General features: G+C 62.4%; 23 protein-coding genes. 14 read left to right on the top strand and 9 right to left on the bottom strand.

Annotated features, from left to right (window positions below; translation table 11 throughout):
* Nucleotides 1-20 precede the first annotated feature (20 nt).
* The 7 genes from HV770_RS02805 (at nt 21) to HV770_RS02835 (ending at nt 5,931) form a co-directional block, all read left to right on the top strand.
* Nucleotides 21-1,544 (top strand): fumarate hydratase, encoded by a 1,524-nt coding sequence (locus HV770_RS02805; protein ID WP_121315104.1) that lies wholly within the window; start codon nt 21-23, stop codon nt 1,542-1,544.
* Between the two features lie 190 nt (nt 1,545-1,734).
* The gene (gene bfr / locus HV770_RS02810; protein WP_175157972.1) at nt 1,735-2,214 is read left to right on the top strand and encodes a bacterioferritin; all 480 of its coding nucleotides are present in this window, start codon (nt 1,735-1,737) and stop codon (nt 2,212-2,214) included.
* Between the two features lie 164 nt (nt 2,215-2,378).
* A complete protein-coding gene (murI, locus tag HV770_RS02815) occupies nt 2,379-3,266 on the top strand; it encodes a glutamate racemase (protein ID WP_175157973.1) in 888 nt (295 codons plus the stop codon).
* A 217-nt stretch (nt 3,267-3,483) separates the two neighbouring features.
* Nucleotides 3,484-3,726: a (2Fe-2S)-binding protein gene (locus HV770_RS02820; RefSeq protein WP_175157974.1), complete on the top strand. Its 243-nt coding sequence runs from the start codon at nt 3,484-3,486 to the stop codon at nt 3,724-3,726.
* A 274-nt stretch (nt 3,727-4,000) separates the two neighbouring features.
* Nucleotides 4,001-4,738 carry an energy transducer TonB gene (locus HV770_RS02825; RefSeq protein WP_175157975.1) on the top strand — a complete coding sequence of 246 codons (738 nt, stop codon included), beginning with the start codon at nt 4,001-4,003 and terminating at the stop codon, nt 4,736-4,738.
* 25 nt (nt 4,739-4,763) lie between these two features.
* Nucleotides 4,764-5,495 (top strand): MotA/TolQ/ExbB proton channel family protein, encoded by a 732-nt coding sequence (locus HV770_RS02830; RefSeq protein WP_175157976.1) that lies wholly within the window; start codon nt 4,764-4,766, stop codon nt 5,493-5,495.
* Between the two features lie 16 nt (nt 5,496-5,511).
* Entirely contained in the window at nt 5,512-5,931 is a 420-nt protein-coding gene (locus HV770_RS02835) for an ExbD/TolR family protein (protein ID WP_175157977.1), read from the top strand.
* Between the two features lie 405 nt (nt 5,932-6,336).
* Here the strand turns inward: HV770_RS02835 and HV770_RS02840 are convergent, their stop codons facing one another.
* The gene (locus HV770_RS02840) at nt 6,337-7,323 is read right to left on the bottom strand and encodes a LysR family transcriptional regulator (protein WP_175157978.1); all 987 of its coding nucleotides are present in this window, start codon (nt 7,321-7,323) and stop codon (nt 6,337-6,339) included.
* 122 nt (nt 7,324-7,445) lie between these two features.
* Between HV770_RS02840 and HV770_RS02845 the strand changes: the two genes are divergently transcribed.
* The 4 genes from HV770_RS02845 to hemP all read left to right on the top strand — a co-directional run bounded on the left by HV770_RS02845 (nt 7,446) and on the right by hemP (nt 10,019).
* Complete coding sequence (locus HV770_RS02845) at nt 7,446-8,324, top strand: pirin family protein (RefSeq protein ID WP_175157979.1); 879 nt, start codon at nt 7,446-7,448, stop codon at nt 8,322-8,324.
* A gap of 270 nt (nt 8,325-8,594) precedes the next feature.
* Complete coding sequence (locus HV770_RS02850) at nt 8,595-8,993, top strand: OsmC family protein (protein ID WP_175157980.1); 399 nt, start codon at nt 8,595-8,597, stop codon at nt 8,991-8,993.
* Between the two features lie 87 nt (nt 8,994-9,080).
* The gene (locus tag HV770_RS02855; RefSeq protein ID WP_175157981.1) at nt 9,081-9,563 is read left to right on the top strand and encodes an SRPBCC family protein; all 483 of its coding nucleotides are present in this window, start codon (nt 9,081-9,083) and stop codon (nt 9,561-9,563) included.
* A 195-nt stretch (nt 9,564-9,758) separates the two neighbouring features.
* Nucleotides 9,759-10,019 carry a hemin uptake protein HemP gene (hemP, locus tag HV770_RS02860; protein ID WP_175157982.1) on the top strand — a complete coding sequence of 87 codons (261 nt, stop codon included), beginning with the start codon at nt 9,759-9,761 and terminating at the stop codon, nt 10,017-10,019.
* A gap of 279 nt (nt 10,020-10,298) precedes the next feature.
* Here the strand turns inward: hemP and HV770_RS02865 are convergent, their stop codons facing one another.
* The 5 genes from HV770_RS02865 to uvrB form a co-directional block, all read right to left on the bottom strand.
* Nucleotides 10,299-11,705: a 4Fe-4S binding protein gene (locus HV770_RS02865; RefSeq protein ID WP_175157983.1), complete on the bottom strand. Its 1,407-nt coding sequence runs from the start codon at nt 11,703-11,705 to the stop codon at nt 10,299-10,301.
* On the bottom strand, nt 11,702-12,547 hold the full coding sequence (locus tag HV770_RS02870; RefSeq protein ID WP_175157984.1) for an FTR1 family iron permease: 846 nt from the start codon (nt 12,545-12,547) through the stop codon (nt 11,702-11,704). The genes HV770_RS02865 and HV770_RS02870 overlap by 4 nt, the downstream gene beginning before the upstream one ends.
* Before the next feature lie 85 nt (nt 12,548-12,632).
* Nucleotides 12,633-12,965, bottom strand: a complete 333-nt coding sequence (locus tag HV770_RS02875) for a cupredoxin domain-containing protein (RefSeq protein ID WP_121318964.1) — start codon at nt 12,963-12,965, stop codon at nt 12,633-12,635.
* A 152-nt stretch (nt 12,966-13,117) separates the two neighbouring features.
* Nucleotides 13,118-13,666, bottom strand: a complete 549-nt coding sequence (locus HV770_RS02880) for an iron transporter (protein ID WP_175157985.1) — start codon at nt 13,664-13,666, stop codon at nt 13,118-13,120.
* A gap of 336 nt (nt 13,667-14,002) precedes the next feature.
* Entirely contained in the window at nt 14,003-16,096 is a 2,094-nt protein-coding gene (gene uvrB, locus HV770_RS02885) for an excinuclease ABC subunit UvrB (protein ID WP_175157986.1), read from the bottom strand.
* Between the two features lie 462 nt (nt 16,097-16,558).
* Between uvrB and HV770_RS02890 the strand changes: the two genes are divergently transcribed.
* A complete protein-coding gene (locus HV770_RS02890; RefSeq protein ID WP_175157987.1) occupies nt 16,559-17,758 on the top strand; it encodes an amino acid aminotransferase in 1,200 nt (399 codons plus the stop codon).
* A 116-nt stretch (nt 17,759-17,874) separates the two neighbouring features.
* Here HV770_RS02890 and HV770_RS02895 read toward each other — a convergent pair whose 3' ends face one another.
* Nucleotides 17,875-19,113 carry a DUF3734 domain-containing protein gene (locus HV770_RS02895; protein WP_175157988.1) on the bottom strand — a complete coding sequence of 413 codons (1,239 nt, stop codon included), beginning with the start codon at nt 19,111-19,113 and terminating at the stop codon, nt 17,875-17,877.
* Between the two features lie 10 nt (nt 19,114-19,123).
* Nucleotides 19,124-19,921: a 3-hydroxybutyrate dehydrogenase gene (locus HV770_RS02900; RefSeq protein ID WP_175157989.1), complete on the bottom strand. Its 798-nt coding sequence runs from the start codon at nt 19,919-19,921 to the stop codon at nt 19,124-19,126.
* Nucleotides 19,922-20,144: 223 nt separating this feature from the next.
* On the opposite strand from HV770_RS02900, the gene HV770_RS02905 reads away from it, so the two are divergent.
* Nucleotides 20,145-21,116, top strand: coding sequence for a potassium channel beta subunit family protein (locus HV770_RS02905; RefSeq protein ID WP_175157990.1), 972 nt, complete (start codon nt 20,145-20,147; stop codon nt 21,114-21,116).
* A gap of 204 nt (nt 21,117-21,320) precedes the next feature.
* Nucleotides 21,321-22,166: a 23S rRNA (adenine(2030)-N(6))-methyltransferase RlmJ gene (locus HV770_RS02910; RefSeq protein WP_175157991.1), complete on the top strand. Its 846-nt coding sequence runs from the start codon at nt 21,321-21,323 to the stop codon at nt 22,164-22,166.
* A 52-nt stretch (nt 22,167-22,218) separates the two neighbouring features.
* On the opposite strand, the gene HV770_RS02915 is transcribed toward HV770_RS02910, so the two are convergent.
* The gene (locus HV770_RS02915) at nt 22,219-23,259 is read right to left on the bottom strand and encodes an ABC transporter substrate-binding protein (protein ID WP_175157992.1); all 1,041 of its coding nucleotides are present in this window, start codon (nt 23,257-23,259) and stop codon (nt 22,219-22,221) included.
* Nucleotides 23,260-23,485 lie beyond the last annotated feature (226 nt).

Raw genomic sequence — 23,485 nt, forward strand, 5'->3', positions numbered from 1 at the left:
TGTCCCCACTGAGCCAAGCCATGACCGTCATCAAACAGGAAGATCTGATTCAGAGCATTGCTGATTCGCTTCAGTACATCAGCTATTACCACCCGCTCGACTACATCCAGGCCTTGGGCCGCGCTTACGAGCTCGAACAGAGTCCGGCGGCGAAAGACGCCATCGCGCAGATTCTCACCAACAGCCGCATGTGCGCGGAAGGCAAGCGCCCGATCTGTCAGGACACCGGTATCGTCACGGTGTTCGTGAAGGTCGGCATGGACGTGCGTTGGGACGGCGCGACGATGGGCGTCACCGACATGATCAACGAAGGCGTGCGCCGGGGTTATCTGAACCCGGACAACGTGCTGCGCGCGTCGATCGTGAGTCCGCCCGAAGGCGCACGCAAGAACACGAAGGACAACACGCCGGCCGTGATCCACTACGAGATCGTGCCGGGCAACACCGTCGACGTGCAGGTCGCGGCCAAGGGTGGCGGTTCGGAAAACAAGTCGAAGTTCGCGATGCTCAATCCGTCGGATTCGATCGTCGACTGGATTCTCAAGACCGTGCCGACCATGGGCGCGGGCTGGTGCCCGCCGGGCATGCTCGGCATCGGCATCGGCGGTACCGCTGAAAAAGCGATGGTGATGGCCAAGGAATCGCTGATGGACCCGATCGACATTCAGGACGTGATCGCACGCGGCCCGAAGGACTGGATCGAAGAGCTGCGCGTGGAACTGCATGAGAAGGTCAATGCGCTCGGTATCGGTGCACAGGGACTCGGTGGCCTCGCCACCGTGCTCGATGTGAAGATCATGGCCGCGCCGACGCACGCCGCGTCCAAGCCGATCGCGATCATCCCGAACTGCGCCGCCACGCGTCACGCACACTTCACGCTCGACGGCTCCGGCGTCGCGAAGCTCGAAGCGCCGTCGCTCGACGCATGGCCGAAAGTGCAGTGGGAGCCGAACACGGAAACCAGTAAGCGTGTCGACCTGAATACGCTGACGCCGGAAGAAGTTGCCGGTTGGACGCCGGGTCAGACGCTGCTGCTGTCGGGCAAGATGTTGACGGGCCGCGATGCCGCGCACAAGCGCATCGCCGACATGCTGGCGAAGGGCGAAAAGCTGCCGGTCGATTTCACGAACCGCGTGATCTACTACGTCGGCCCGGTCGATCCGGTGCGCGACGAAGCAGTCGGCCCGGCAGGCCCGACCACGGCCACGCGCATGGACAAGTTCACCGAAACGATGCTCTCGCAAACGGGCCTCATTTCGATGATCGGCAAGGCCGAGCGCGGACCGGTTGCGATCGAGGCGATCAAGAAGCACAAGGCCGCGTATCTGATGGCCGTGGGCGGCGCCGCGTATCTCGTGTCGAAAGCGATTCGCAGCGCAAAGGTGCTTGCGTTCGAAGACCTCGGTATGGAAGCGATCTACGAGTTCGACGTGCAGGACATGCCGGTGACGGTCGCGGTCGATTCGAACGGCACATCGGTACATCAGACCGGGCCGAAGGAATGGCAGGCGAAGATCGGCAAGATTCCGGTTGCGACGGTTTGATCGAGACCAGGATCAATTGACAAAACCAGAAACCGGGGCCTCGTGTCCCGGTTTTTTTTACAACCCGGCGAGAACAATAAGCAACGCGCGGAAAACCTTCAAAATCAAGCGTAAAACTAAATTTTGGCCTTGGCTTTTCGGGCGTCGGCGTTTATCGTTCTGGGAAATTGAACCCCATTAAGGACATATCATGCAAGGCGATAAGAAGGTCATCGAATATCTCAACGCTCAATTGAAAAACGAGCTGACCGCCATCAACCAGTACTTCCTGCATGCACGCATGTATCGTCACTGGGGTCTGGAAAAACTCGGCAAGCACGAATACGACGAATCGATCGGTGAGATGAAGCACGCCGACTGGCTCATCGAACGCATTTTCATGCTCGACGGTCTGCCGAATCTGCAGGATCTGCACAAGCTGCTGATCGGTGAGGAAACCAAAGAGATCCTCGAGTGCGATCTGAAGCTCGAACAGATTTCGCAGAGCACCTGCAAAGACGCAATCGTATATTGCGAATCGGTCCGCGATTTCATCTCGCGCGAAATCTTCACGAAGATTCTCGACGACACGGAAGAACACATCGACTGGCTCGAAACCCAACTCGATCTGATCGACAAGGTCGGCATCCAGAACTACCAGCAAAGCGCAATGGGCACGGTCGAATCCTGATCGACCCGCGCTGAAAACAGCCCGCGCGACTCAGGGCCAGCTCATGAGCCAAGTCACTCATCCCGGCATTCGCCATGACCGGGTCAGCGCGGGCGATATACTTGCGCACCTTGCCGTTTTTCCGAACATCCCTTGACCGTCGCGCCATGCGCGCGCTCTTCGCTATGCCTGCACAATCGCCGTCCCCGACTGTCCGGACATTCACCTCGGGCGCTGCTTCGAGCGCGCCGGTCGGCATTTTCGATTCGGGCCTCGGCGGTTTGTCGGTGTTGAGGGCGGTCCGGGCGCAACTGCCTGACGAAGCCATCCTGTATGTCGCCGATTCGCTCTACGCGCCGTATGGCGAGCGCGACGACGACTTCATCGCCGACCGCACGCTCGCGATCGGCGAATGGCTGGTCAAGCAAGGTGCGAAAGCGCTGGTGGTCGCCTGCAACACGGCGACCGCGCAATCCATCGCCCTGGTGCGCGAAAAACTGCCCATTCCACTAGTGGGCGTCGAACCCGGCATCAAGCCGGCTGCGCTGCAGTCCAGAACCCGCGTCGCCGGCGTGCTCGCCACCCAGGTAACCTTGCGCAGCGTCCGCTTTCAGGGACTGCTCGAGCGCTATGCCGCCGACTGCCGTTTCCTGTGCCAACCGGGCCATGGGCTCGTGCAGGCAGTCGAGCGCTGCGACGTCGGCTCGGCCGAATTGCGCACGCTGCTGCGCGGCTATCTTCAGCCGATGCTCGATGCCGGCGCCGACACCCTGGTGCTCGGCTGCACCCACTACCCGTTTCTGGATGCGGCGATTCGTGACATCGTTGGCGATCGGCTCACGCTGATCGACACGAGCGTCGCCATCGCGCGTCAACTGCAACGCGTGCTGGACCAGCACGGCCTGCGCGCCATCACGGAAAAGGCAAGCGCCGCTCTGCCCCGCTTTTATTCGACCGGCGACGGCACGCATCAGCAGCAGCTCGCGGCCACCCTCCTGCATATCGACGCAGCGGTTCAACAGGTGCAGATCCCTTCGCGCCGCACGGCGGCGCCGGACTCCCAAGCCGCGTAAAAACCGCATGGCCAGTGCTTTATGACGTCCGCCAAGGCGTTATTGCACACGTTTCGGGCATTTTTGCCCTTGTCGGCCGATCGCCGCGGGCCGTCAGCCCATAGATGAAACCCTGCTAAGAGTCTGGTTTTGTTACAAAAAATCAGACAGGGCTCTTGCCAAACGACCAAAACAAAATGATAATAATTCGCATTAACGTTAGCTATGACGTCCTGCCATGATTGTCTGTGTCTGCAAGTCCGTTTCTGACCGCACCATCCGCTCCTCGATCGCGGACGGCGTCGACTCGTTCGACGAGCTTCAGTTCGAGTTGGGCGTCGCTTCCTGCTGCGGCAAGTGCGAAGAGTCCGTGCGCGACGTCATGCTGCAAAGCGGCGTGTGCGCCAGCCGCTGCGGCGTCGGCATCGAGCTTCATCCGCAGGCTGTCCCGCTGACATTTTACGAACGCAAGGCCGCCTGAAGGCTGCTTTCGGGCGCGGCGCGAACCGTGCCCAGGGAACGCCGGGCGTCCTGCTGTTTCAGGCGCCGTTTCAAGCGCTGCATCACGCGTTATCCCCACTGCCGTCAGCAAGCCAGTATCCGTACCAGCCAGCTACCCGCTCACCCATCAAAAGGAGTTCGAGGTGGAATTGCTGATTGGTTTCGTGACTACCGTATTTATTTCGCTGCTGATCTTCCGAATATGACGATGTCTTGTCTGACGTGTTGCTCCCACAGCGCGCTGCCACGCTAACATGCAGGTCTTGCCTACTGTCCCGGCCGGCGCGAAGCCGGCTTCGTCCGCTCGTATGAACTCCCGTGCGTTGACTGCGACCGCCGTAGTGGCGGTGATCCACGTTGGTTTGCTTGCGGTGATCATGACGCTGCGTCACGAGCCCGTGCAGCCCACGCTCGAATCGCACGTGATGACCGCGCAGCTGTTGCCGCCCGCACCGCTCGCCCCGCCGGTCGCGATGGAATCCGTCGCGCCGCCACCGCCGAAGCCGGCGCCACCGGTTCGTACGAAGCCCAAGGTTCAGCCGAAGCCGACTCCGACGCCCAAACCGACGCCGACGCCGTTGCCTCAGGCAGCCGCACCATCGCCGACGCCTGTCGCGGCGCCCGATCCGACGCCGCCCGCGCCCGCCGCACCGGCGACGCCTCCGGCTGAGGCCGCACCGGCAATCGGCCGTCAGACGATGGAAATCAGCGCGCCCAAAAACGTCTCGCACCTCGACTGCAACATCGCCAAGCCCGAGTACCCGACACTCTCGAAGCGGCGCGGCGAAACCGGCACCGCGTATGTGAAGTTCGTGGTCGGCCTGACGGGCAGGCTCGAAAGCATCGAGTTGAAGAAGAGCAGCGGCTTCAGCCGTCTCGACGATGCTGCGCTCGCCGCCGTGCGCGCGAGCGCCTGCAAACCGTATCTTGAGAACGGTCAGCCGATTCGAGCCGCGTACACCCAGCCTTACGACTTCAATCTGAACGATTGAAGCAGATTTTAAAAAAGGAATTGCAATGCAAAACTACGGATTGGCGCACGTGTGGGCGCAAGGGGATTTCGTGACGCGCGGTATCGCGCTCGCACTGTTGATCATGTCGGTGATGTCGTGGAGCGTGATCGTCATCAAAGGCTGGAATGTGATGCGCCTGAATCGCCTCACGAAGAATGCCGAAAAAGCCTTCTGGCATTCGGACGATCTCGCCGACGGCGTGAAAAAACTCGGCGCTGGTTCATCGACACCGCAGGACAACCCGTTCCTCGCGCTGGCGCTGTCGGGCCAGGAAGCGGCCGATCACCATCATCAAACGCAGCCGCATCTGCACGATCGCATGGACGTGTCGGACTGGATCACGCGTTGCCTCAAGGACACGATGGATGAAAGCGTCGCGCGCATGCAGAGCGGTCTCGCGATTCTCGCGTCGATCGGCAGCACCGCGCCGTTCGTCGGTCTGTTCGGCACCGTGTGGGGCATCTACCACGCGCTGCTGGCTATCGGTGCGAGCGGCCAGTCGTCGATCGACCAGGTCGCCGGCCCGGTCGGCGAAGCGCTGATCATGACCGCGTTCGGCCTGTTCGTCGCGATTCCCGCCGTGCTCGGCTACAACGCACTGACGCGCGCCAACAAGGGCATCGTCGCCAAACTGAGCCGCTTTGCGCATGGCTTGCACGCGTTCTTCGTGACGGGCGCACGCCTGTCGTCGTCCAAGCGCGGCGATGGCCTGCGTCTCGCGACCCGCGCGAACTGATCGACGAGGCACTCCCATGGCAATGAGCCCCTTCGGCGGCGACGATGACGACGGCCTGATGAACGAGATCAACATGACGCCGCTCGTCGACGTGATGTTGGTTCTCCTGATCGTCTTCATGGTGACGATCCCGGTGATTCGTCACGCGGTCAAAATCGATCTGCCGCATGCAAGCAGTCAGAAAGAAGATACCAAGCCCGCGCAGGTGACGGTCGCGATCGACGCGGCCGGCAACGTCCTGTGGAACGACCAGAAAGTCGACGAAGCAGCCTTGAGCGCGAAGATTGCAGAGGCCGCACAGGCAAGCCCGCAACCGGAACTGCATCTGGACGCGGACCGCAAGGTCGCGTACGAGAAAGTGGCGCAGGTGATGTCGGCGGCTCAGTCCGGCGGCCTCACGAAGATCGGTTTCGTCACGCAGCCCAAAGCCAGATAAACCTGGTCAGTAACGGTGTCCTGGAACCCGCGGCGCGTTACCCGGCAACTGCAAAAAAAAGGCGCAAAAGCCCCTGAAACAGGGGCCAAAAAGTAAAAGGCCTTCATCGTCAGATGAAGGCCTTTTTTTGTGCGCACTCGGCGCCTTCGGGCGGCGGGCTCATTTGCCGTCGGTCGCAGATTGACGGCTTCCTGGGTCACCGCATGCGACAGCCGTGATCGACACGGACAGCGCGCTCAGCCCTATCAGGCTCGCTATGATAGCGGCCATGAGTTTCCGCATAAGAGACTCCTTAGCGAAGGGATTTCACTATAGGCCTGCGAGCGCGCGCATTCAAGCAAACGGCCATTGAAAGTACTCATGACAGCCCACGCTTAAATGCTAAAAGCGATATCGCGCAACGCCCTACGACACGACCGCGAGCGATGCCTGCGCCGTGGCCGTCTCTTCGCGTACAGGACACTCGCCCATGATGTGCTTCCCGTCGTCCGGGTCGAGCATTTCGACCAGATAATCGACGAATGCGCGCACGGCCGGCACCATCCCCTGGCGTGACAGGAATACGGCGTACAACTGCGGCGTCGGAAAGGTCCAGCCCGGCATCACCGGCGACAACTGTCCCGTGCGCAATGCGGCGCCATACATCATCTCTGGCAGCGCGGCGATGCCGACGCCGGCGAGTACCGCTTCACGAATCGTCATCAGATCGGCGGTCACGAGACGCGGCTCATGTTCGTGCGCGTGACGCGTGCCGTCGGGCGAGATCAGGTTGTAGACGTGGCGGCCGTCGCCGGTCGGCACGTCTAGCGTTTCGAAGCGGTTCAGATCGGTGGGCGTGAGCGGGGGCGCATTCTGCTGCAGCAGACTCGGTGCACCGACCAGCATCTGCTGCGTACGCCACAGTGGCCGCACCACGATGTTGGCGTTTTCCGGCGGATCGGAACGCACCCGCAGCGCGACGTCGATCGAGTCCTCGAACAGGTCGACCACGCGGTTCGTCACCCGCATCACCACTTTCACTTCCGGATAGCGGTGCATGAATTCCGGCAGGATCGTCGACAGGATCGTCTGCGAGACCGTGACCGGCACGCTCACTCGCACGGTGCCGCGCGGCGACGAGCGCAGTTGCTGTACGACGTTGACCGCCGCCGCCGCCTCGCTCAGCATCGCCTGACAGTGCTGATAAAACAGGTGGCCGGCCTCGGTCAGCGCGAGCTTGCGCGTGGAGCGCTGCAGCAGGCGTACCCCCAACGACGCTTCGAGCTCCGTCAAACGGCGCGACAGGCGCGACTTCGAGATTCCCAGCACCCGCTCGGCGGCGGAAAAACCGCCATGTTCGACGACCTGCGAAAAGTACATCAGGTCATTCAGGTTGTGTGAATCGATCTTCATCTCATCGTTCCAGTAATAGAACAATCCATTGTGCGACGGTGGCTGGCACCGCTGAAAACGGTCCCTATAATAGCCCCATGTTTCAAAAATGACGCTATTCCCCATTTTTAGAGGTGATATTGATGAGCACGACACGCACGATCGAACGCACGTTTCCCGCCGTTCGCACGACCGAGGGCGGCGGCTTTATCGTCCACCGCCCGTTTCCCACCCGCTTGCTGATGGACTTCGATCCGTTCCTGCTGCTCGATGAAATGGGCCCGATCGACTACGCGCCGGGCGAGGCCAAAGGCGCGCCCGATCATCCGCACCGCGGCTTCGAAACGGTCACTTACGTGCTGGAGGGGCAGTTCGGCCACAAGGATTCGGCGGGGCATTCGGGCACCCTGCATGCCGGCGACGTGCAATGGATGACCGCCGGCGCGGGCGTCGTGCACAGCGAGATGCCAGACCCGTCGTTCGTGCGCACGGGCGGCCGCGTGCACGGCCTGCAGTTGTGGGTGAATCTGCCGCGTCGCGACAAAATGATCGCGCCGCGCTACCAGGAAATACCGTCGGCGAGCATTCCGGTCGCGACGTCCGCGGACGGCAAGGTGCGCGTCAAGGTGATCGCCGGTGAAGCGCTCGGCGTGAAGGCCGCAATCGAAACTCGCACGCCGATCCTGTATCAGCATTTCTCTCTGCAGCCCAGCGCGACGATCCGGCAACCGGTGCCAGCCGATTATCGCGTGTTCGCGTATGGCCTGTCCGGCAAGGGCTTCTATGGCGAGGGTGAAGCACGCCAGTTGATCAACGCCCAACAGATGGTCGTGTTCCAGAACGATGGCGACATGGTCACGCTGAGCGCCGGCGAAGAGCCGCTCGAAGTGCTGCTGCTGGGTGGCGTCCCGCTGAAGGAGCCGGTGGTGCGCTATGGCCCGTTCGTCATGAATACCGAGGACGAGATCCGCCAAGCCGTCCTTGACTATCAGGCCGGCCGCATGGGCGAGATCACGCACTGAGTGGACGGCGTCGGCGGCCCGCGGCGATCACGTGGCGGCCATAGCTTGCCGCCGCCTTAGCGATGAGTGCGGCCACCAGCAACACGAGCGCGACGCGGAAAGCCTCCGGCGCGGGCCCGCGCCGGTTGCATTCGACCCGCACACACCTCACCCCCAGGCGCGAAGGCCGGCAATTTCGGTCACAATAGCGTCTCATGCCGCGCGCCGCGGCGCTTCATCGAATGAGGCTCGGCGCGCGGCGATTTTCCGTCCTGTCCAGGAGCCGCACGCATGACAGAGCCTACCGTCACCGCCCATATCGGTTCGACGAATTTCCAGGTCATTTTCGACGACGGCAAGCACACGTGGGTCGCCGACGAACCGGAGTCGCTCGGCGGCGGCGACCGCGGGCCGACGCCCGTTTCACTGCTGCTATCGAGCCTCGGCGCCTGCACGTCGATCACGCTGAAGATGTACGCTCAGCGCAAGGAGTGGCCGCTGACGGATGTGCGCGTGACCCTGTCGATCGAAACCGGCGACGCGGGCACGGCCATCGACCGCAAGATCGTGCTCGAGGGCGATCTGTCCGACGAGCAGCGGGAACGGCTCTTGCAAATCGCCAATGCGTGTCCGGTCCACAAGATCCTTACGCATTCGATCACGATCCGCTCGGGTCTCGCCGTCGCGTAACGCGGTGACGACATGAAAGGCACGCCCGCACTGACAGGGCAGTATGCAATCCGGCGCAACGCAACGCTTTCATAGGAAGCTGTCGACTTGAATTTCGAACACCTTATCCAGATCAACGATCCGTTGAATCCCTTTGTCGACTCGATGACCCGCGAGCAGTTGTGGGAGGGGCTCGTGCTGCGCGCCGAGCAGCCGCAACTATTCGTGATCGGGCTCGACAGCTGCACGATTCTGTCGCGCGAAGGCAATGTCCTCGAACGGGAATTGCACTACGGCCAGGCCACCGTGCGCGATCGCGTCACGCTGCAGGCGAGCCAGAGCGTGCGCTACGACATCCTGCCGACTGAAGACTACGTCGGCGGCTCGCTGACAATGACCATCGAACAGCCGGACGAACTGCAACTGTTCCTGCGTTTCGAGTACGCGACCACGCTGCCCGTCTCCACCGACCAGGACGCCGTGCAGACGCAGGAAATCGTGAAGTCGGCGTATCGGGAGAATGACATCGATACCGTACGGCTGATCCGTCAGTACGTGCAGACCAAGCAGGAGCCCGGTTCGCTGCATTGAATTGCGCGCGGGCGCCTGCCCGGGCCGCCGCCGCGCTTGTCTTGCGAGCCGCCCGCTGAAGGCGGCCTCTCGCCCCTTTTCCCTGCTCGTTCAGGCGGCTATCAAGACGAAAATCCGATGAATTTCGCTCGCTTGTAAATGGTAATGGTTATCATTTAGAATAAATCCACCGAATCGACGAACAAGCCAGAACGAATGAACGATCTCAACCGCCCTTCCACGCTCAGCCTGCGCCGCCCGGCGGCCGCGCTGACCAGCCGCCCCAAATCGTCGACGGCGAGCACTTCGGCCGCCAAGCCCGCTGCGGAGCGTGCAAACGGCTCGAGCGAGACATCGGAACGGGTCGTGCGCAGCGACGCATTGCTGCAGGGCCATAGTCACATCAGCATCGTGCATAACGGCGAAACCTATCAGCTGCGTGCCACGCGCTTAGGCAAGCTGATCCTGACCAAGTAGGAACGAAACAGAGGTAAGTACCGGGTATTGTGGGGACCACCTCCTCGAGAGGTGTTGGGCATTAGCCAGCCACGACGGCTTGCACGTGAGAACTAGACCCCTTCGTGCAGACACCAAGCCAGCCGTCGCAGCCAGCCAGGCCGCTTTTTTGGTTCTCACCCAACGCGGAGGCACGAAAACGCCGTGTGTCGCTCAGCAGAAAAGGAAAAAGCCGTGGGATGAATGTCATCCCACGGCTTTTTGCTTGTCCGGCAGCCCGGAACCCGACGTTGTTCCAGCCTACTTCGAAGCCCAGCCCCAGAACATCAGCCACCACGCGCTATCGACCACGGCCAGCGCCGCGGCGAACCAGAGCATCGCGAGGCCGCGCTGCACGAAGCGCTCGCTATAGCGGCGCGTGACGAGCCAGGCAAGCCGTGCGCTCCACAGATTGGCGATCGCCAGAATCGTGATGCGCAAATCCGACGCCCACCACAGCGACACATGCTCCGCGCGCAGCAGCGACAGCGTGGTAGCCGACAGCCCAAGGAACACGCCCGCGCCGGCGATCGGAATCAGCGCCTGCGTCAGATGATGCAGACGCACCGCGCTGAATCGTCCGAGCATGCGCGTCGCGCCCGTTAGCAACAGCAGCAGCGCGGTGCCGTACACCAGCGCCGTCGCTAGGATGTAACCGATCACCATCGTGCCGTCGAGCCACGAAAACACGTCGTTCTGCTCGGGGTAATGCGTGAACAGGAACCACGGCGCGTTGGTGTCGAGCGGCCAGGTGATGTCGTGATCGACCAGCCACGTCGCGAAGAACATCTTCAGGTCGATGAACCAGCGCGAGGCGGTCCAGTGGAATGCGCCGATCGCAATGCCGAGCAGGCCGTACAGGATCAACGCGGTGTCCCACGGGTTCGCCTGCTTGTCGCCCAATTGCACGACTTCCGACGACGGCGCGCGCCACGTCAGCGCTATCGCGTCGCGGTGTCCGCTGCACCGGCCGCACATATGGCAGTCCGACGCACCCTTCATATTGCGCAACGGCACGAGCGGTGCGCAATTGATCGGAATCACGCGATGGCCATGCTCGCCGTTCTTGTAAGAACGGCGCCACGCGTCTTCGTCGACCTTGTAGTGGAACGGCGCGAGGCGCGCCAGAAGCGAAAAAACCCCGTTGACGGGGCACAGATACTTGCACCAGACACGCTTCTCCCGCCCGTATAGCAAGCCGATGATCATCGCCGCGAAGGTCGAGCCGCCGAGCACCAGCAGCACGGCCTTCGGATACTGGTACACGCTCACCATCTGACCATAGATGGTCGTGATGCCGAACGCGACGAATGGCCAGCCGCCCCAGCGCATCCAGCGTGGAATGGCCCAGCCGCGGCCGAACTTGCTGGCGAATTCGGCGAGCGCGCCTTCCGGACAGAGCACGCCGCACCAGACCCGGCCGAGCATCACCATCGACAGCAACACGAACGGCCACCAGATGCCCCAGAACACGAACTGCGCGGCAAGCGTCAGGTTGTTCCACAGATGCGCGGTGTCGTCCGGCAGCGGCATCACCGCCGGCACGATGATGAGGAACGCGTAGAGCGCCACCACGACCCACTGAATGCCGCGGATGACGGTGCCGTGACGCTGCATCCATTGTCCGGCCGCCGCGAGGCGCCCGGGGCGGGTCATGACGGTGCTCATGCCGCGCGTCCCGCTGTCCGCTGCACCGGCTTGCGATTCGCCCGGCGCACCAGCAGATAGACCACCGCCCAGTACGCCGCGTACGCCAGCAGATTCATCAGCGCCGGATGAGCGCGATAGCCAGTCAGCGTCGAAACCAGGGAACCGAAGGTGCTCGAGTCGTCGAGGATCGCCGAGGAATTCCACATCTGGTCGACGAGCGTCGGCAGGATTTCCTTGTCGATCAGCTTGTCGACACCGGTCTGGAACAGACCGGCGCCAAGGAACAGCAGCATGATTTCGGTGACGCGGAAAAAGAGCCGCCACGAGAAGATCTTGCCGCCCAGCTGCAGCAGGTAGAACGTGAGGAACGCGAGACCGAGGCCCATCACGACCGCGAGCATCTGGCTGCCGTCCACGTGGCCCGACTGGCCGAAGCCGAGGCCGTACAGGAAGATCACCGTTTCGCTGCCTTCACGCGCGATCGCCAGTGCGACCAGCAACGCGACACCCCACCAGTTCGAATCGCGCTGACTCTTTTGCAGCGACTGTTCCATGTCGCGCTTCAAGGTCCGGCCGTGCTGCTTCATCCACAGCACCATCTGCACGATCAGCACGCAGGCGACCAGCACCATCGCGGTCTGGAAATAATCCTGCGCGTCACCGGAAAGCACTTCGGTGAAGCCCACCAGCGCCGCGCCGAGGGCGACCGCCGCGATCACACCGGCCGCGACGCCGCCCCACAGGTACGGCAAGCCGCGGCGCGCATCGTCGTCGCCGTTTTTCAACCACGCGTACAGGATGCCGACGACCAGCAAGGCCTCGACGCTTTCCCGCCACACGATGAACAGAATCTGCCCCATCCACGCTCTCCCTTCGTTCCTTCTACCGCTCACTGCCTGAAAAAGAATGCGGCGCCCCGTAGTCGCGCGCCTGCATTCCAGGCCATTACTTCGCGACGATCACACCCTGCGCCTGCTGGTGGAAATCGTCGAAAAACTTGTATTCGCCCGGCTCGAGCGGAGCAATGACGACGAACGAATCCGCGCCCGGCGCCAACACCTTCTCTTTACGCAACTGCACGCTTTCGAATTCGGCAGCGCCTTTGCCGGTGTTGCGCACTTCGATCTTGATGCGCTGCCCCGCCGGCACTTCGATGCGCGCCGGGGTGAGCTTGCCGTCGTTCATTTCCAGCTTGAAGGTCGGCAGGTCGGCTGCGTGGGCCGCGCCCGCGAGCAACGCCGTAGCGGCGAGCAGCGCGATCTTTCGGTCAATTCTCATTAGCCTTTCCAGAAATCGCGGCGCGCCGACGTCGATCATCGGCGCCCCGCCTGTGCTGCATTCACTGATTCGCCCAATCGTCGCCGCCCGGCCATGCGCTCGAATGGGGGCCTGACGGCATGACCGGCGGCTAATCCACCACGATCGGCGGATCAGTAACCGCCCTTCTTGCCGATACCGGCGAAGGTGAAGTCATAGTCGAGCGTGAACGGCTTGAACCACGGGCCCACGCCGGTTTCCTTGTCGACGTGGCGGCCGAAAGCCATGTGGCCAGTCTGCATCGGCGGTTCGACGATCAGCTTCAGGTGATACTTGCCCGGGCCTTGCAGCTTGACGTTGTCGCCGTAGTGCGGGCCGTCGTTGGCGACCATCGCCATCATGTCGCCCTTCTGCGTCTGATTCGAACCGGCTTTCGTCAGCTCGTAGCGAATTTGCAGATAGGGCATCCAGTCGCCTTCGGCGAAACCGGTCGGATTGTTCTTGACGGCGTGGATATCCGCTTCGAGGTGGATGTCCGAATCCGATGCCTTACGCATCATGCCTTCTGGTTCCATGGTGATTGGCTGCAGGTACACCGCGCCGATTTCCATGCCACCCTGAATCTGTTGCTTGCCGATCGGGTATTCCGCCGCCGTCGCCGACAAAGCCGCCACTGCGGCGAGCGCGGCTGCGCCGCCGCGCACAAATGAACAAATCCGCATTGAAACTCCTTGTTTTTATCAGACTGAATCGAACCCATTGGAACAGCGCGTCGGCGAGCCTGATGCGATGGCCCTCGCCTTTCGGCAGGCGATCGACCGGCCAGTGCAAATCGCCTACAAAAACATTAAATGCGAACCATTCTCAATATTGGGCGAGTTTATCATTGATCGCCAGGGAGAACAAATATCGACGTTCGCAAAGCCTTGTCGCAACAGGGCCTTAAGGCTGCTTTAAGAAAGCGCGTAGCGGGGGACGGCGGAGTGATCTGGGGAGGGGTGGGTCGCTGCAAGTTGACAGGGCGCGACAGCTTGCCGCGCCCTCAGGTGGAAAGAGGCTTATTCGACGCCCGAGACGTGATCGCCGACATTCGCGCCGAACACACGCTGGCGCAACAGCGCCAACTGGTCGCGAGTCTGCGCGGCCTTTTCGAACTCGAGGTTCTTGGCGTGCTCCATCATCTGTTTTTCGAGACGCTTCAGTTCCTTGGCGAGTTGCTTCTCGGACATGTCCTCGAATTTCGCGCGCGTTTGCTGCTCCTTCAGTTCGGCGCGCGCGTCGTCGACGTTGTACACACCGTCGATGATGTCGCGAATCCGCTTGACCACCCCGCGTGGCGTAATGCCGTTCGCGAGGTTGAAGGCAATCTGCTTGGCGCGCCGCCGCTCGGTTTCGTCGATCGCGCGGCGCATCGAGTCCGTCACCTTGTCCGCATACAGGATCGCCTTGCCGTTCACATTGCGCGCTGCCCGGCCGATGGTCTGGATCAGCGAGCGCTCGGCGCGCAGAAAACCTTCCTTGTCAGCGTCGAGAATCGCGACGAGCGACACCTCCGGAATATCCAGCCCTTCGCGCAGCAGGTTGATCCCGACCAGCACGTCGAAGGTGCCCAGCCGCAGATCGCGGATGATCTCGACCCGCTCCACCGTGTCGATGTCACTATGCAGATAGCGCACCTTCACGCCGTGGTCGGCCAGAAACTCGGTCAACTGCTCAGCCATCCGCTTGGTCAGCACCGTGACCAGCACCCGGTCGCCCACCTTGACGCGCTCGTTGATCTCGCCGAGCACGTCGTCGACCTGGCTGCGCGCCGGACGCACCTCGATTTCCGGATCGACGAGGCCGGTCGGACGCACCAGCTGCTCGGCGACCTGTCCGGCCGTTTTCTTCTCGTAATCCGCCGGCGTGGCCGACACGAACACGACCTGGCGCATCTTGCGCTCGAACTCGTTGAACTTGAGCGGCCGGTTATCCAGCGCCGAGGGCAGGCGGAAACCGTAGTCGACCAGATTTTCCTTGCGCGCCCGGTCGCCGTTGTACATGCCGTTCAACTGCCCGATCAGCACGTGCGACTCGTCGAGCATCATGATGGCGTCCGGCGGCAGGTAATCGACCAGGGTCGGCGGCGGCTCGCCCGGCGCGGCGCCGGAAAAGTGCCGCGAGTAGTTCTCGATGCCCTTGCAGAAACCCAGTTCCTGCAACATTTCCAGGTCGAAGCGGGTGCGCTGTTCGAGCCGCTGCGCTTCGACGAGCTTGCCGTCGCTGTAAAAGAATTCGAGCCGCTCGCGCAATTCGCTCTTGATCGTTTCGACGGCACGCACGACAGTGTCGCGCGGCGTCACATAGTGCGACGACGGATATACGGTGAAGCGAGGAATCTTCTGCCGCACGCGCCCGGTGAGCGGATCGAACAGTTGCAGCGTTTCGATTTCGTCGTCGAACAATTCAATGCGCACCGCCATTTCGGCATGTTCGGCCGGGAAGATATCGATCGTGTCGCCGCGCACGCGGAACGAGCCGCGCTGGAAATCGGCTTCGTTGCGGTTGTACTGCATTGCGATCAGCCGCGCGATGATGTCGCGCTGGCCGAGCTTGTCGCCCGTGCGCAGCGTCAGAATCATCTTGTGATACTCGGACGGATTGCCGATACCGTAAATGGCCGACACCGTGCCGACGATCACCACGTCGCGCCGCTCCATCAGGCTCTTGGTAGCCGACAGCCGCATCTGCTCGATGTGCTCGTTGATCGAGGAGTCTTTCTCGATGAACAGGTCGCGCTGCGGCACGTACGCTTCAGGCTGGTAGTAGTCGTAGTACGAGACGAAGTACTCGACCGCATTGCGCGGAAAGAACTCGCGGAACTCCGAGTAAAGCTGCGCGGCGAGCGTCTTGTTCGGCGCAAACACCATCGCCGGGCGGCCGAGCCGCGCGATCGTGTTGGCCATCGTGAAGGTTTTGCCGGAGCCGGTCACGCCGAGCAGCGTCTGGAACGCCAGGCCGTCCTCGACGCCTTCGACGAGCGTGTCGATCGCCGTGGGCTGGTCGCCGGCGGGCGGGTACGGCTGGTAGAGCTGAAACGGCGAGCCTTCGAACGTGACGAATTTGGATTCGTCGAGCGTATCTTCGGCTTCAGTCAGATGTTGTTCGGACATGGGGACGGCACCGGGCCTTGGGCAAAGGACCATTCTAACGGGTTGCGGGAAACGCGGATCGAGCGGGTCTGCGTAGGGTTCGGGAAGCCGCGGGCGGGTTTGCGGGCGTTCGGCGGCACCTCATGTGACGACCCTCCACCTGGAAGATTCGTGGCCTTCCAGTCACACGTGGGCGGCTATGAAGAGGCTTTGCGCCGTGGGTCGATGGCCGCCTGGCGGCCCTCGCCGGGCGGCGCTCCAGCAGATCCGTTGATGTCACATGGCGCTGGAGTGCCTGTTTTTCAAGCAAATAATTCTCTCCCGCCAGCCTGGTCGCCCGAAAAACGCGCGCGGATTCGTTACAATGCCAAGCTGCGCTCGCTTGCCGCTGTCCGCCGCCTGTCCGCGTTTTGCATCAGACGCTTCAGGTCGGGCCGTTCGCGCTCAGAGCCGCCCTCTTTTCACTACTGCTGCCCACCCATCATGTCTCTGTTCTCCGCCGTCGAACTTGCTCCCCGCGACCCGATTCTGGGCCTGAACGAAGCCTTCAACGCCGATACGCGTGCCACCAAGGTCAACCTTGGCGTGGGCGTGTACTTCAACGAAGAAGGCAAGATTCCGCTGCTGCGCGCCGTGCGCGAAGCCGAAAAAGCCCGCGTCGACGCGGCGCTGCCGCGCGGCTACCTGCCGATCGAAGGCATCGCGGTTTACGATGCGGCCGTGCAGAAGCTGCTGCTCGGCAACGACTCGTCGCTGATCGCGGCGGGCCGCGTCGTCACGGCGCAGGCACTGGGCGGCACGGGCGCGCTGAAGATCGGCGCGGACTTCCTGAAGCGCGTGAACCGTGCAGCCAAGGTTGCAATCAGCGATCCGAGCTGGGAAAACCACCGTGCGCTGTTCGAAGGCGCAGGTTTCGAAGTCATGTCGTATCCGTACTATGACGCGCACACGCATGGCGTGAACTTCGAGGGCATGCTGAGCGCGCTGAACAGCTATGTCGCGGGCACCGTCGTCGTGCTGCACGCCTGCTGCCATAACCCGACCGGCGTCGACCTCACCGTCGATCAATGGAAGCAGGTGGTCGAAGTCGTGAAGGCGCGCAATCTGGTGCCGTTCCTCGACATCGCCTACCAGGGTTTCGGCGACAACATCGAAGCGGACGCCGCAGCCGTGCGTCTGTTCGCGGCTTCGGAACTGAACGTGTTCGTGTCGTCGTCGTTCTCGAAGTCGTTCTCGCTGTACGGCGAGCGTATCGGCGCGCTGTCGATCATCACGGCAAGCAAGGAAGAGGCAGCACGCGTGCTGTCGCAACTGAAGCGCGTGATCCGCACGAACTACTCGAACCCGCCGACGCACGGCGGCTCGGTGGTCGCGGCAGTGCTCGCCTCGCCCGAACTGCGCGCCACGTGGGAAACGGAACTGGCAGAGATGCGCGACCGTATTCGCGCGATGCGCAACGGTCTGGTCGAACGCCTGAAGGCAAGCGGCGTGGATCGCGACTTCAGCTTCGTGAACGCACAGCGCGGCATGTTCTCGTACTCGGGTCTGACGGCGCCGCAAGTGGACCGTCTGCGCGAAGAGTTCGGCATCTACGCGGTGAGCACGGGCCGCATCTGCGTGGCTGCGCTGAACACGCGCAATCTCGACGCGGTGGCCAGCGCGATTGCTCATGTGTTGAAGTAAAGTAAGCCGAAGCGCGCATCCTGGTCGCGCGCACACTGCTGGAACTGCTGAGAGAAACGGCGCCCTTTCTGAAAGGGCGCCGTTTTTTATTGCCTGAACGTTTCGTTGTAGTCCTGTCAGCGCGAATCACGATGGATATCGTGCGTGACGAAACCCGCGTCGTTATCCGGCATGTCGAGCCAGTCGGGATGCTCGAGCGAATGGCGGATGTCGTCCAGACCGCTTTGCCAGTGCTCGCGCATGGTCGAGAGGCCGAACTGAAAGTCCTTGTAGTGCCCCTCGTATTCCTTGTGCCGGTAGATGAGATGGATCACGTTGTAGCGCTTCGAGCACGCGAGGTCTTCGGCCAGCTTGCACCACGGGTCGTCACGCTGCTCGGACGGCACGCGCTCCAGCACCTCGCGCAGCACGTGCCGGAAACGCTGCGAGCGCTGCAGCATGTCGGTCACGAGACGCGTACGGCTCGAATACTGGATGTCTTTCATGCGCCCCTGAACATCCGTGAGGTTATCCGGCACCGGTCCGATCGCGCTCCACAGATCGACCTGGAACGCGAGCGTGTCGCGACGCGGCGTGGTCTGGATCACTTCGTAGAGCGGCGTATTCGACATCAGGCCGCCGTCCCAGTAAAACTGGCCGTCGATTTCGACCGCCGCGAAGCCCGGCGGCAATGCGCCTGACGCCATGAAATGCTCGGGCCGCAGTGTGGTGTGCGTGTTGTCGAAGTACGCGAAGTTGCCCGTGCCGCAATTGACCGCGCCCACCGACACGCGCATTTCACGCGAATTGATCCGGTCGAAATCGCAGAGCGCCTCGAGTGTCGCCTTCAACGGTGCGGTGTCGTAGTAGCTGGCCGTTTGCGGCGGCCCGGACACCGTGGGCAACGGCGGCGGAAACCGCGGCACGAAAAAGCCCTTTTGCCCTTCGACAAGCGCGCCTAGCGCCTGGGTCGCCGTAAAGGCCTTGCGCACCGCGTCGCTCGAATTGAAGAGCGCATGCTCGATGAAAGCCGGCAATGGCGGCCCGAACGCCGGTTGGCAGATAGTTTCCCAGAACTGCAACAGCCGCTCGACCCGCTTCTCCCGCGGATTGCCAGCAATGATGGCCGTATTCAACGCGCCAATCGAAATGCCCGCCAGCCAGTTGGGTTCGATGCCGGCCTCGTCAAGCCCCTGAAAGACACCTGCCTGATACGCGCCCAACGCGCCACCGCCCTGCAGCATCAGCGCGACGGTTTCGTAGTTGGGCAAATGGATGCTTCGGCCGGGGTGGGCTGCGGCGGCCGAACCGGCGCCGTCGCCCTCCCCGTCGCCGGGCGCACCCACGCGCGCCCGCTTGAGATTGCGTTGCGCCATGGGCGCCTCCTTATTGCATATACCAGCCGTGGCTCACAATAAAGGACTGGCCGGTCAGCGCCGCCGTCGGGAAGGTGGACAGGAACAGCACTGTCTGCGCGACGTCTTCCACCGTGGTGAAGACGCCGTCGACCGTGCCGCCCAGCATCACGCGCTTGACGACTTCTTCCTCGCTGATGCCGAGTTCCTTGGACTGCTCGGGAATCTGCTTGTCGACGAGCGGCGTGCGCACGAAACCCGGACACACCACGTGCGAGCGCACATTGTGCTTCGCGCCTTCCTTGGCCAGCACGCGCGCGAGCCCCAGCAGCGCATGCTTGGCCGTCACATAGGCGGACTTCAGCGGCGACGCTTCATGCGAGTGGACCGAACCCATGTAGATCACGATGCCGCCGCGATCGTCCTTGTACATGTGTTTGAGCGCGGCCTTCGTGGTAAGGAAGGCGCCGTCCACGTGAATCGCCTGCATCTTCTTCCAGTCCGAGAACGAATAGTTTTCGATCGGATTGACGATCTGAATGCCGGCGTTGGAAATGAGAATGTCGATCGAGCCGAGTTCCGCCGCGATCTTGTCGATGCCCTGATTGACGGCCTCCTCGCTCGTGACGTCCATCGCCACGCCGATTGCCTTACCACCGCCTTTCGTGATTTCTTCCGCGACGGCGTTTGCGCCATCCTGGTTCAGGTCGGCGATCGCGACCGCCGCGCCCGCCGCGGAAAGAGTCAGCGCGATCTGCTTGCCGATGCCGCTTGCCGCGCCGGTAACCACGGCGACCTTGCCGTTCAGATTCGTGTTCAGAGACGACATCCAGAACCTCCATGCAGTTGATGAGCAATGAGACCACAAGCCGCAAGCGGCGTGCAGTCAGCCGAACGACATAGGCCGTTCGGCCGAATGCTGCATTGCGGCCAACGCTGCTATTGTGCATGAACCCTGTGAACTCCATAGGTAAAACGCACATCGCGCTGTATCTCTTTAAACTGGATGTTTTCGGCGCAATTCCGGCAGCATCATCCACGAGGAGGCATGCATGAATTATCGACGTCTGGGCCGCTCCGGCCTGCAAGTCAGCGAACTGTCCATCGGCTCATGGGTCACTTACGGCAACCAGGTGGATCATCGCGCGGCGCGCGAATCGCTGGCGGCCGCGCGCGACGCCGGAGTCAACTTCTTCGATAACGCCGAGGTCTACGCGGGCGGCCAATCCGAGGAAATCATGGGCCAGGCGCTGAAGGAACTGGCATGGCCGCGCGTGAGCTACGTGGTGTCCACGAAATTCTTCTGGGGGCTCACGGAAGCACCGAACCAATACCACACGCTGAACCGTAAATATCTGCTGAACGCGGTCGACGCGTCGCTCAAGCGTCTGCAACTCGACTATGTGGATCTGGTGTTCTGCCATCGCCCCGATCCGAACACGCCCATAGAGGAAACCGTCTGGGCGATGAGCGACATGATCACGCGCGGCAAGGCGCTGTACTGGGGCACCTCCGAATGGAGCGCCGACGAGATCCGCGCCGCTTACGAGATTGCGGAGCGGCACCATCTGCACAAGCCGGTCATGGAGCAGCCGCAGTACAACCTGTTCCACCGCAAACGCGTCGAGCAGGAGTACAAGCGGCTTTACGAGGATATCGGCCTCGGCCTGACCACCTGGAGCCCGCTCGCGTCCGGCCTGCTCACCGGCAAGTACCGCGACGGCGTCCCGGCGGATAGCCGCGCGCAGCTGCAAGGCTACGACTGGCTGCGCAAACAGGTCACCGACGCGGGCAAGAACTCCGTGGTCGGCAAACTCGGCGCGGTGGCCGATGAGTTGGACTGCACGATCGGACAACTCGCGATTGCCTGGATTCTGAAGAATCCGAACGTCAGCACGGTAATCACGGGCGCGTCGCGGGTCGAACAGATCGGCGAGAACATGAAGTCCGCCGAGGTGGCCACGCGAATCACGCCGGAAATCAGGCAGCGGATCGAGGAAATCGTCGGCGACGCCTACGACTGAACGGATTCTCGTCGAAGCGCGTGACATGGCCCGGCGGCAGCGGGGCCATGCCACGCGGAACTTACCCGACCCGCAGCGCGGCGTCGCGTACAATACGCGACCGCCCTGCACACCGGCGCCGTTTGTCCGCTGTGCCGCCGCATTGCACCGCGCACCGCCGAATCCGCCCTCGACCGGCATGCCCTCTTTCAGCGTTTCCTCATCATGCTCAGCTACCGCCACGCCTTTCATGCAGGCAATCACGCCGACGTTCTGAAACATGCCGTCGTGTTGCAGCTATTGCGCTACCTCGGCCAGAAGGATAAAGCCTACTGGTATATCGACACGCATGCGGGCGCCGGTGTCTATTCGCTGAAGGAAGGCTACGCGACCAAGACCGGCGAATTCCAGACCGGCATCGCCAGGCTCTGGGAGCGCAACGATCTGCCGCCGCTCTTCGCCGACTACGTCGAAGAAGTCAGCGCGCTCAATCCTGATGGGCAGTTGCGCTTCTATCCGGGCTCGCCGTATATCGCGTGGCGGCAGTTGCGCGAACAGGACCGCATGCGTCTGTTCGAACTTCACACCACCGAAATCGACGTGCTGCGCCACAATTTCCGCGATGCGGGCCGCCGGGCGATGCTCTACGCGGGCGACGGCTTCGACGGCATTCTCGCGTTGCTGCCACCGGCGCCGCGCCGCGCGCTGGTGCTGCTCGATCCGTCGTACGAGGACAAGCGCGACTACACGCGCACGCTGCGCTGTGTCGAAGAGAGCCTGAAGCGCTTTCCGACCGGCACCTATGCGCTCTGGTATCCGCAGGTAAGGCGCCCGGAATCGCAGCGCTTTCCCGATCAGTTGAAGAAGCTGCAGGAGCGCAACTGGCTCCACGTCAGCCTGACGGTCAGCAATCCGCCCGAGGACGGCTTTGGACTTTTCGGCAGCGGCATGTTCATTCTGAACCCGCCGTATACGCTGGCGAAAATGCTGAAGGACCAGATGCCCTGGCTCGTCAAGGCGCTCGGCGAGGACAAGGCTGCCGGGTTCAAGGTCGAGTATCGCGGCGACTGAGGTTTGTCGCGCACGGCCTCAGGGCGACCGGCACGCGCATCCCGATTCGTACTTACTTCAATTGTGCCGCTGCCTTACGCGCGAAGTCGTTCGTATAGGTAGCGCTCAGATCGATCTTCTTCGGATCCAGCCGGACGTCGAACGACGCCAGCGCGCGCAGCGAGGTCGCCGGGCCGTCGGCCGGCATCAAGCCATCCGGCGAATACGCGTCGCGCACATTGTGAAAGGCTTCGACATATAGCGCCGGGTCGTTGAGCAGATAAGCCGGCGGCACCATCTTCAGCAGATCGGCGTCGCTCGCGGTCTGCAGCCAGTGGTTTGCTCGCACGATCGCGTTGGTAAGCGCCTGGATCGTCTTCGGATTCTTCTGGATGAAACTCTCCGATGCATAGAGCGTGGCCGCGGGCATCGTTCCGCCGAACACCTCTTGCGTACCCTTCACGGTGCGCGTATCGACCAGCACCTTGATCGCCCCGCTACGCGTCAGCTTGGTCATCATCGGATCGACGTTCGAGAGCGCGTCGATCTGGCCGCCGCTGACCGCAGCCAGCACCGTGGCGCCGCTGCCCACTCCGATCGCTGAAATTTCACTGCGTTGCACGCCGGCTTTGCGCAACGCCACGGTCAGCACGAGATCCGTCGATGAACCCGGCGCGCTCACGCCGACTTTCGCGCCCTTGAAGTCCGCCAGCGACTTGAGCTGATTAGCCTTCGACTTCACCACCGCGACGACGATCTGCGGGGCGCGGCCCATCAGCACGAACGCCCGGTAGTGCTGTCCCTTGGCCTGCATGAACAGCGTGTGCTCGAACGCCCCGGCGCCCACGTCGGCGCTGCCGCCCACCACCGCCTCCAGTGCTTTCGATCCACCCGCGAAATCCTCGAGCACGACATCGAGGCCTTCGTCCTTGAAGTACCCCAACTGACGTGCGGCAAGCACCGGCAAATAGTAAAGGCCGGGCAAACCGCCGACGGCCATGGTCAGCGCGGGCATTTCAGGCGTGTCTTTGGCGAGCGCGACGCCCGGCGGCACGGCAAGCGCGAGCAATGTCACGCAGGCGCTCGCGCCACGGCGGAACCAGTGAGTGGTCATTTGATGTCTCCTCGTTCTGTTGCGTTCAAAGCAGGGACGCTGCGCGATAAACATCGCCAGGGCCGCGGCCAGACTGCGAAACGATTGTCGTCGGACCGTGTAGCGCACGCCATGCGCCCAAACCCCAATGCCGCGCCGCACGCCAATCGCCGCGCATGCGCCCCGGCGAGCCTGGAAGGCGTGGATGCGCGAGAGCCCGGCAAAGCGTTTACCGGGCATAAAAACA

The organism is Paraburkholderia fynbosensis (assembly GCF_902859935.1).
GTDB lineage: Bacteria > Pseudomonadota > Gammaproteobacteria > Burkholderiales > Burkholderiaceae > Paraburkholderia > Paraburkholderia fynbosensis.

Coding starts and splice junctions, on each gene's coding strand:
- HV770_RS02805 (WP_121315104.1), top strand. CDS start 21: ATGACCGTCATCAAACAGGAAGATCTGATTCAGAGCATTGCTGATTCG.
- bfr (WP_175157972.1), top strand. CDS start 1,735: ATGCAAGGCGATAAGAAGGTCATCGAATATCTCAACGCTCAATTGAAA.
- murI (WP_175157973.1), top strand. CDS start 2,379: ATGCCTGCACAATCGCCGTCCCCGACTGTCCGGACATTCACCTCGGGC.
- HV770_RS02820 (WP_175157974.1), top strand. CDS start 3,484: ATGATTGTCTGTGTCTGCAAGTCCGTTTCTGACCGCACCATCCGCTCC.
- HV770_RS02825 (WP_175157975.1), top strand. CDS start 4,001: ATGCAGGTCTTGCCTACTGTCCCGGCCGGCGCGAAGCCGGCTTCGTCC.
- HV770_RS02830 (WP_175157976.1), top strand. CDS start 4,764: ATGCAAAACTACGGATTGGCGCACGTGTGGGCGCAAGGGGATTTCGTG.
- HV770_RS02835 (WP_175157977.1), top strand. CDS start 5,512: ATGGCAATGAGCCCCTTCGGCGGCGACGATGACGACGGCCTGATGAAC.
- HV770_RS02840 (WP_175157978.1), bottom strand. CDS start 7,323: ATGAAGATCGATTCACACAACCTGAATGACCTGATGTACTTTTCGCAG.
- HV770_RS02845 (WP_175157979.1), top strand. CDS start 7,446: ATGAGCACGACACGCACGATCGAACGCACGTTTCCCGCCGTTCGCACG.
- HV770_RS02850 (WP_175157980.1), top strand. CDS start 8,595: ATGACAGAGCCTACCGTCACCGCCCATATCGGTTCGACGAATTTCCAG.
- hemP (WP_175157982.1), top strand. CDS start 9,759: ATGAACGATCTCAACCGCCCTTCCACGCTCAGCCTGCGCCGCCCGGCG.
- HV770_RS02865 (WP_175157983.1), bottom strand. CDS start 11,705: ATGAGCACCGTCATGACCCGCCCCGGGCGCCTCGCGGCGGCCGGACAA.
- HV770_RS02870 (WP_175157984.1), bottom strand. CDS start 12,547: ATGGGGCAGATTCTGTTCATCGTGTGGCGGGAAAGCGTCGAGGCCTTG.
- HV770_RS02875 (WP_121318964.1), bottom strand. CDS start 12,965: ATGAGAATTGACCGAAAGATCGCGCTGCTCGCCGCTACGGCGTTGCTC.
- HV770_RS02880 (WP_175157985.1), bottom strand. CDS start 13,666: ATGCGGATTTGTTCATTTGTGCGCGGCGGCGCAGCCGCGCTCGCCGCA.
- uvrB (WP_175157986.1), bottom strand. CDS start 16,096: ATGTCCGAACAACATCTGACTGAAGCCGAAGATACGCTCGACGAATCC.
- HV770_RS02890 (WP_175157987.1), top strand. CDS start 16,559: ATGTCTCTGTTCTCCGCCGTCGAACTTGCTCCCCGCGACCCGATTCTG.
- HV770_RS02895 (WP_175157988.1), bottom strand. CDS start 19,113: ATGGCGCAACGCAATCTCAAGCGGGCGCGCGTGGGTGCGCCCGGCGAC.
- HV770_RS02900 (WP_175157989.1), bottom strand. CDS start 19,921: ATGTCGTCTCTGAACACGAATCTGAACGGCAAGGTCGCCGTGGTTACC.
- HV770_RS02905 (WP_175157990.1), top strand. CDS start 20,145: ATGAATTATCGACGTCTGGGCCGCTCCGGCCTGCAAGTCAGCGAACTG.
- HV770_RS02910 (WP_175157991.1), top strand. CDS start 21,321: ATGCTCAGCTACCGCCACGCCTTTCATGCAGGCAATCACGCCGACGTT.
- HV770_RS02915 (WP_175157992.1), bottom strand. CDS start 23,259: ATGACCACTCACTGGTTCCGCCGTGGCGCGAGCGCCTGCGTGACATTG.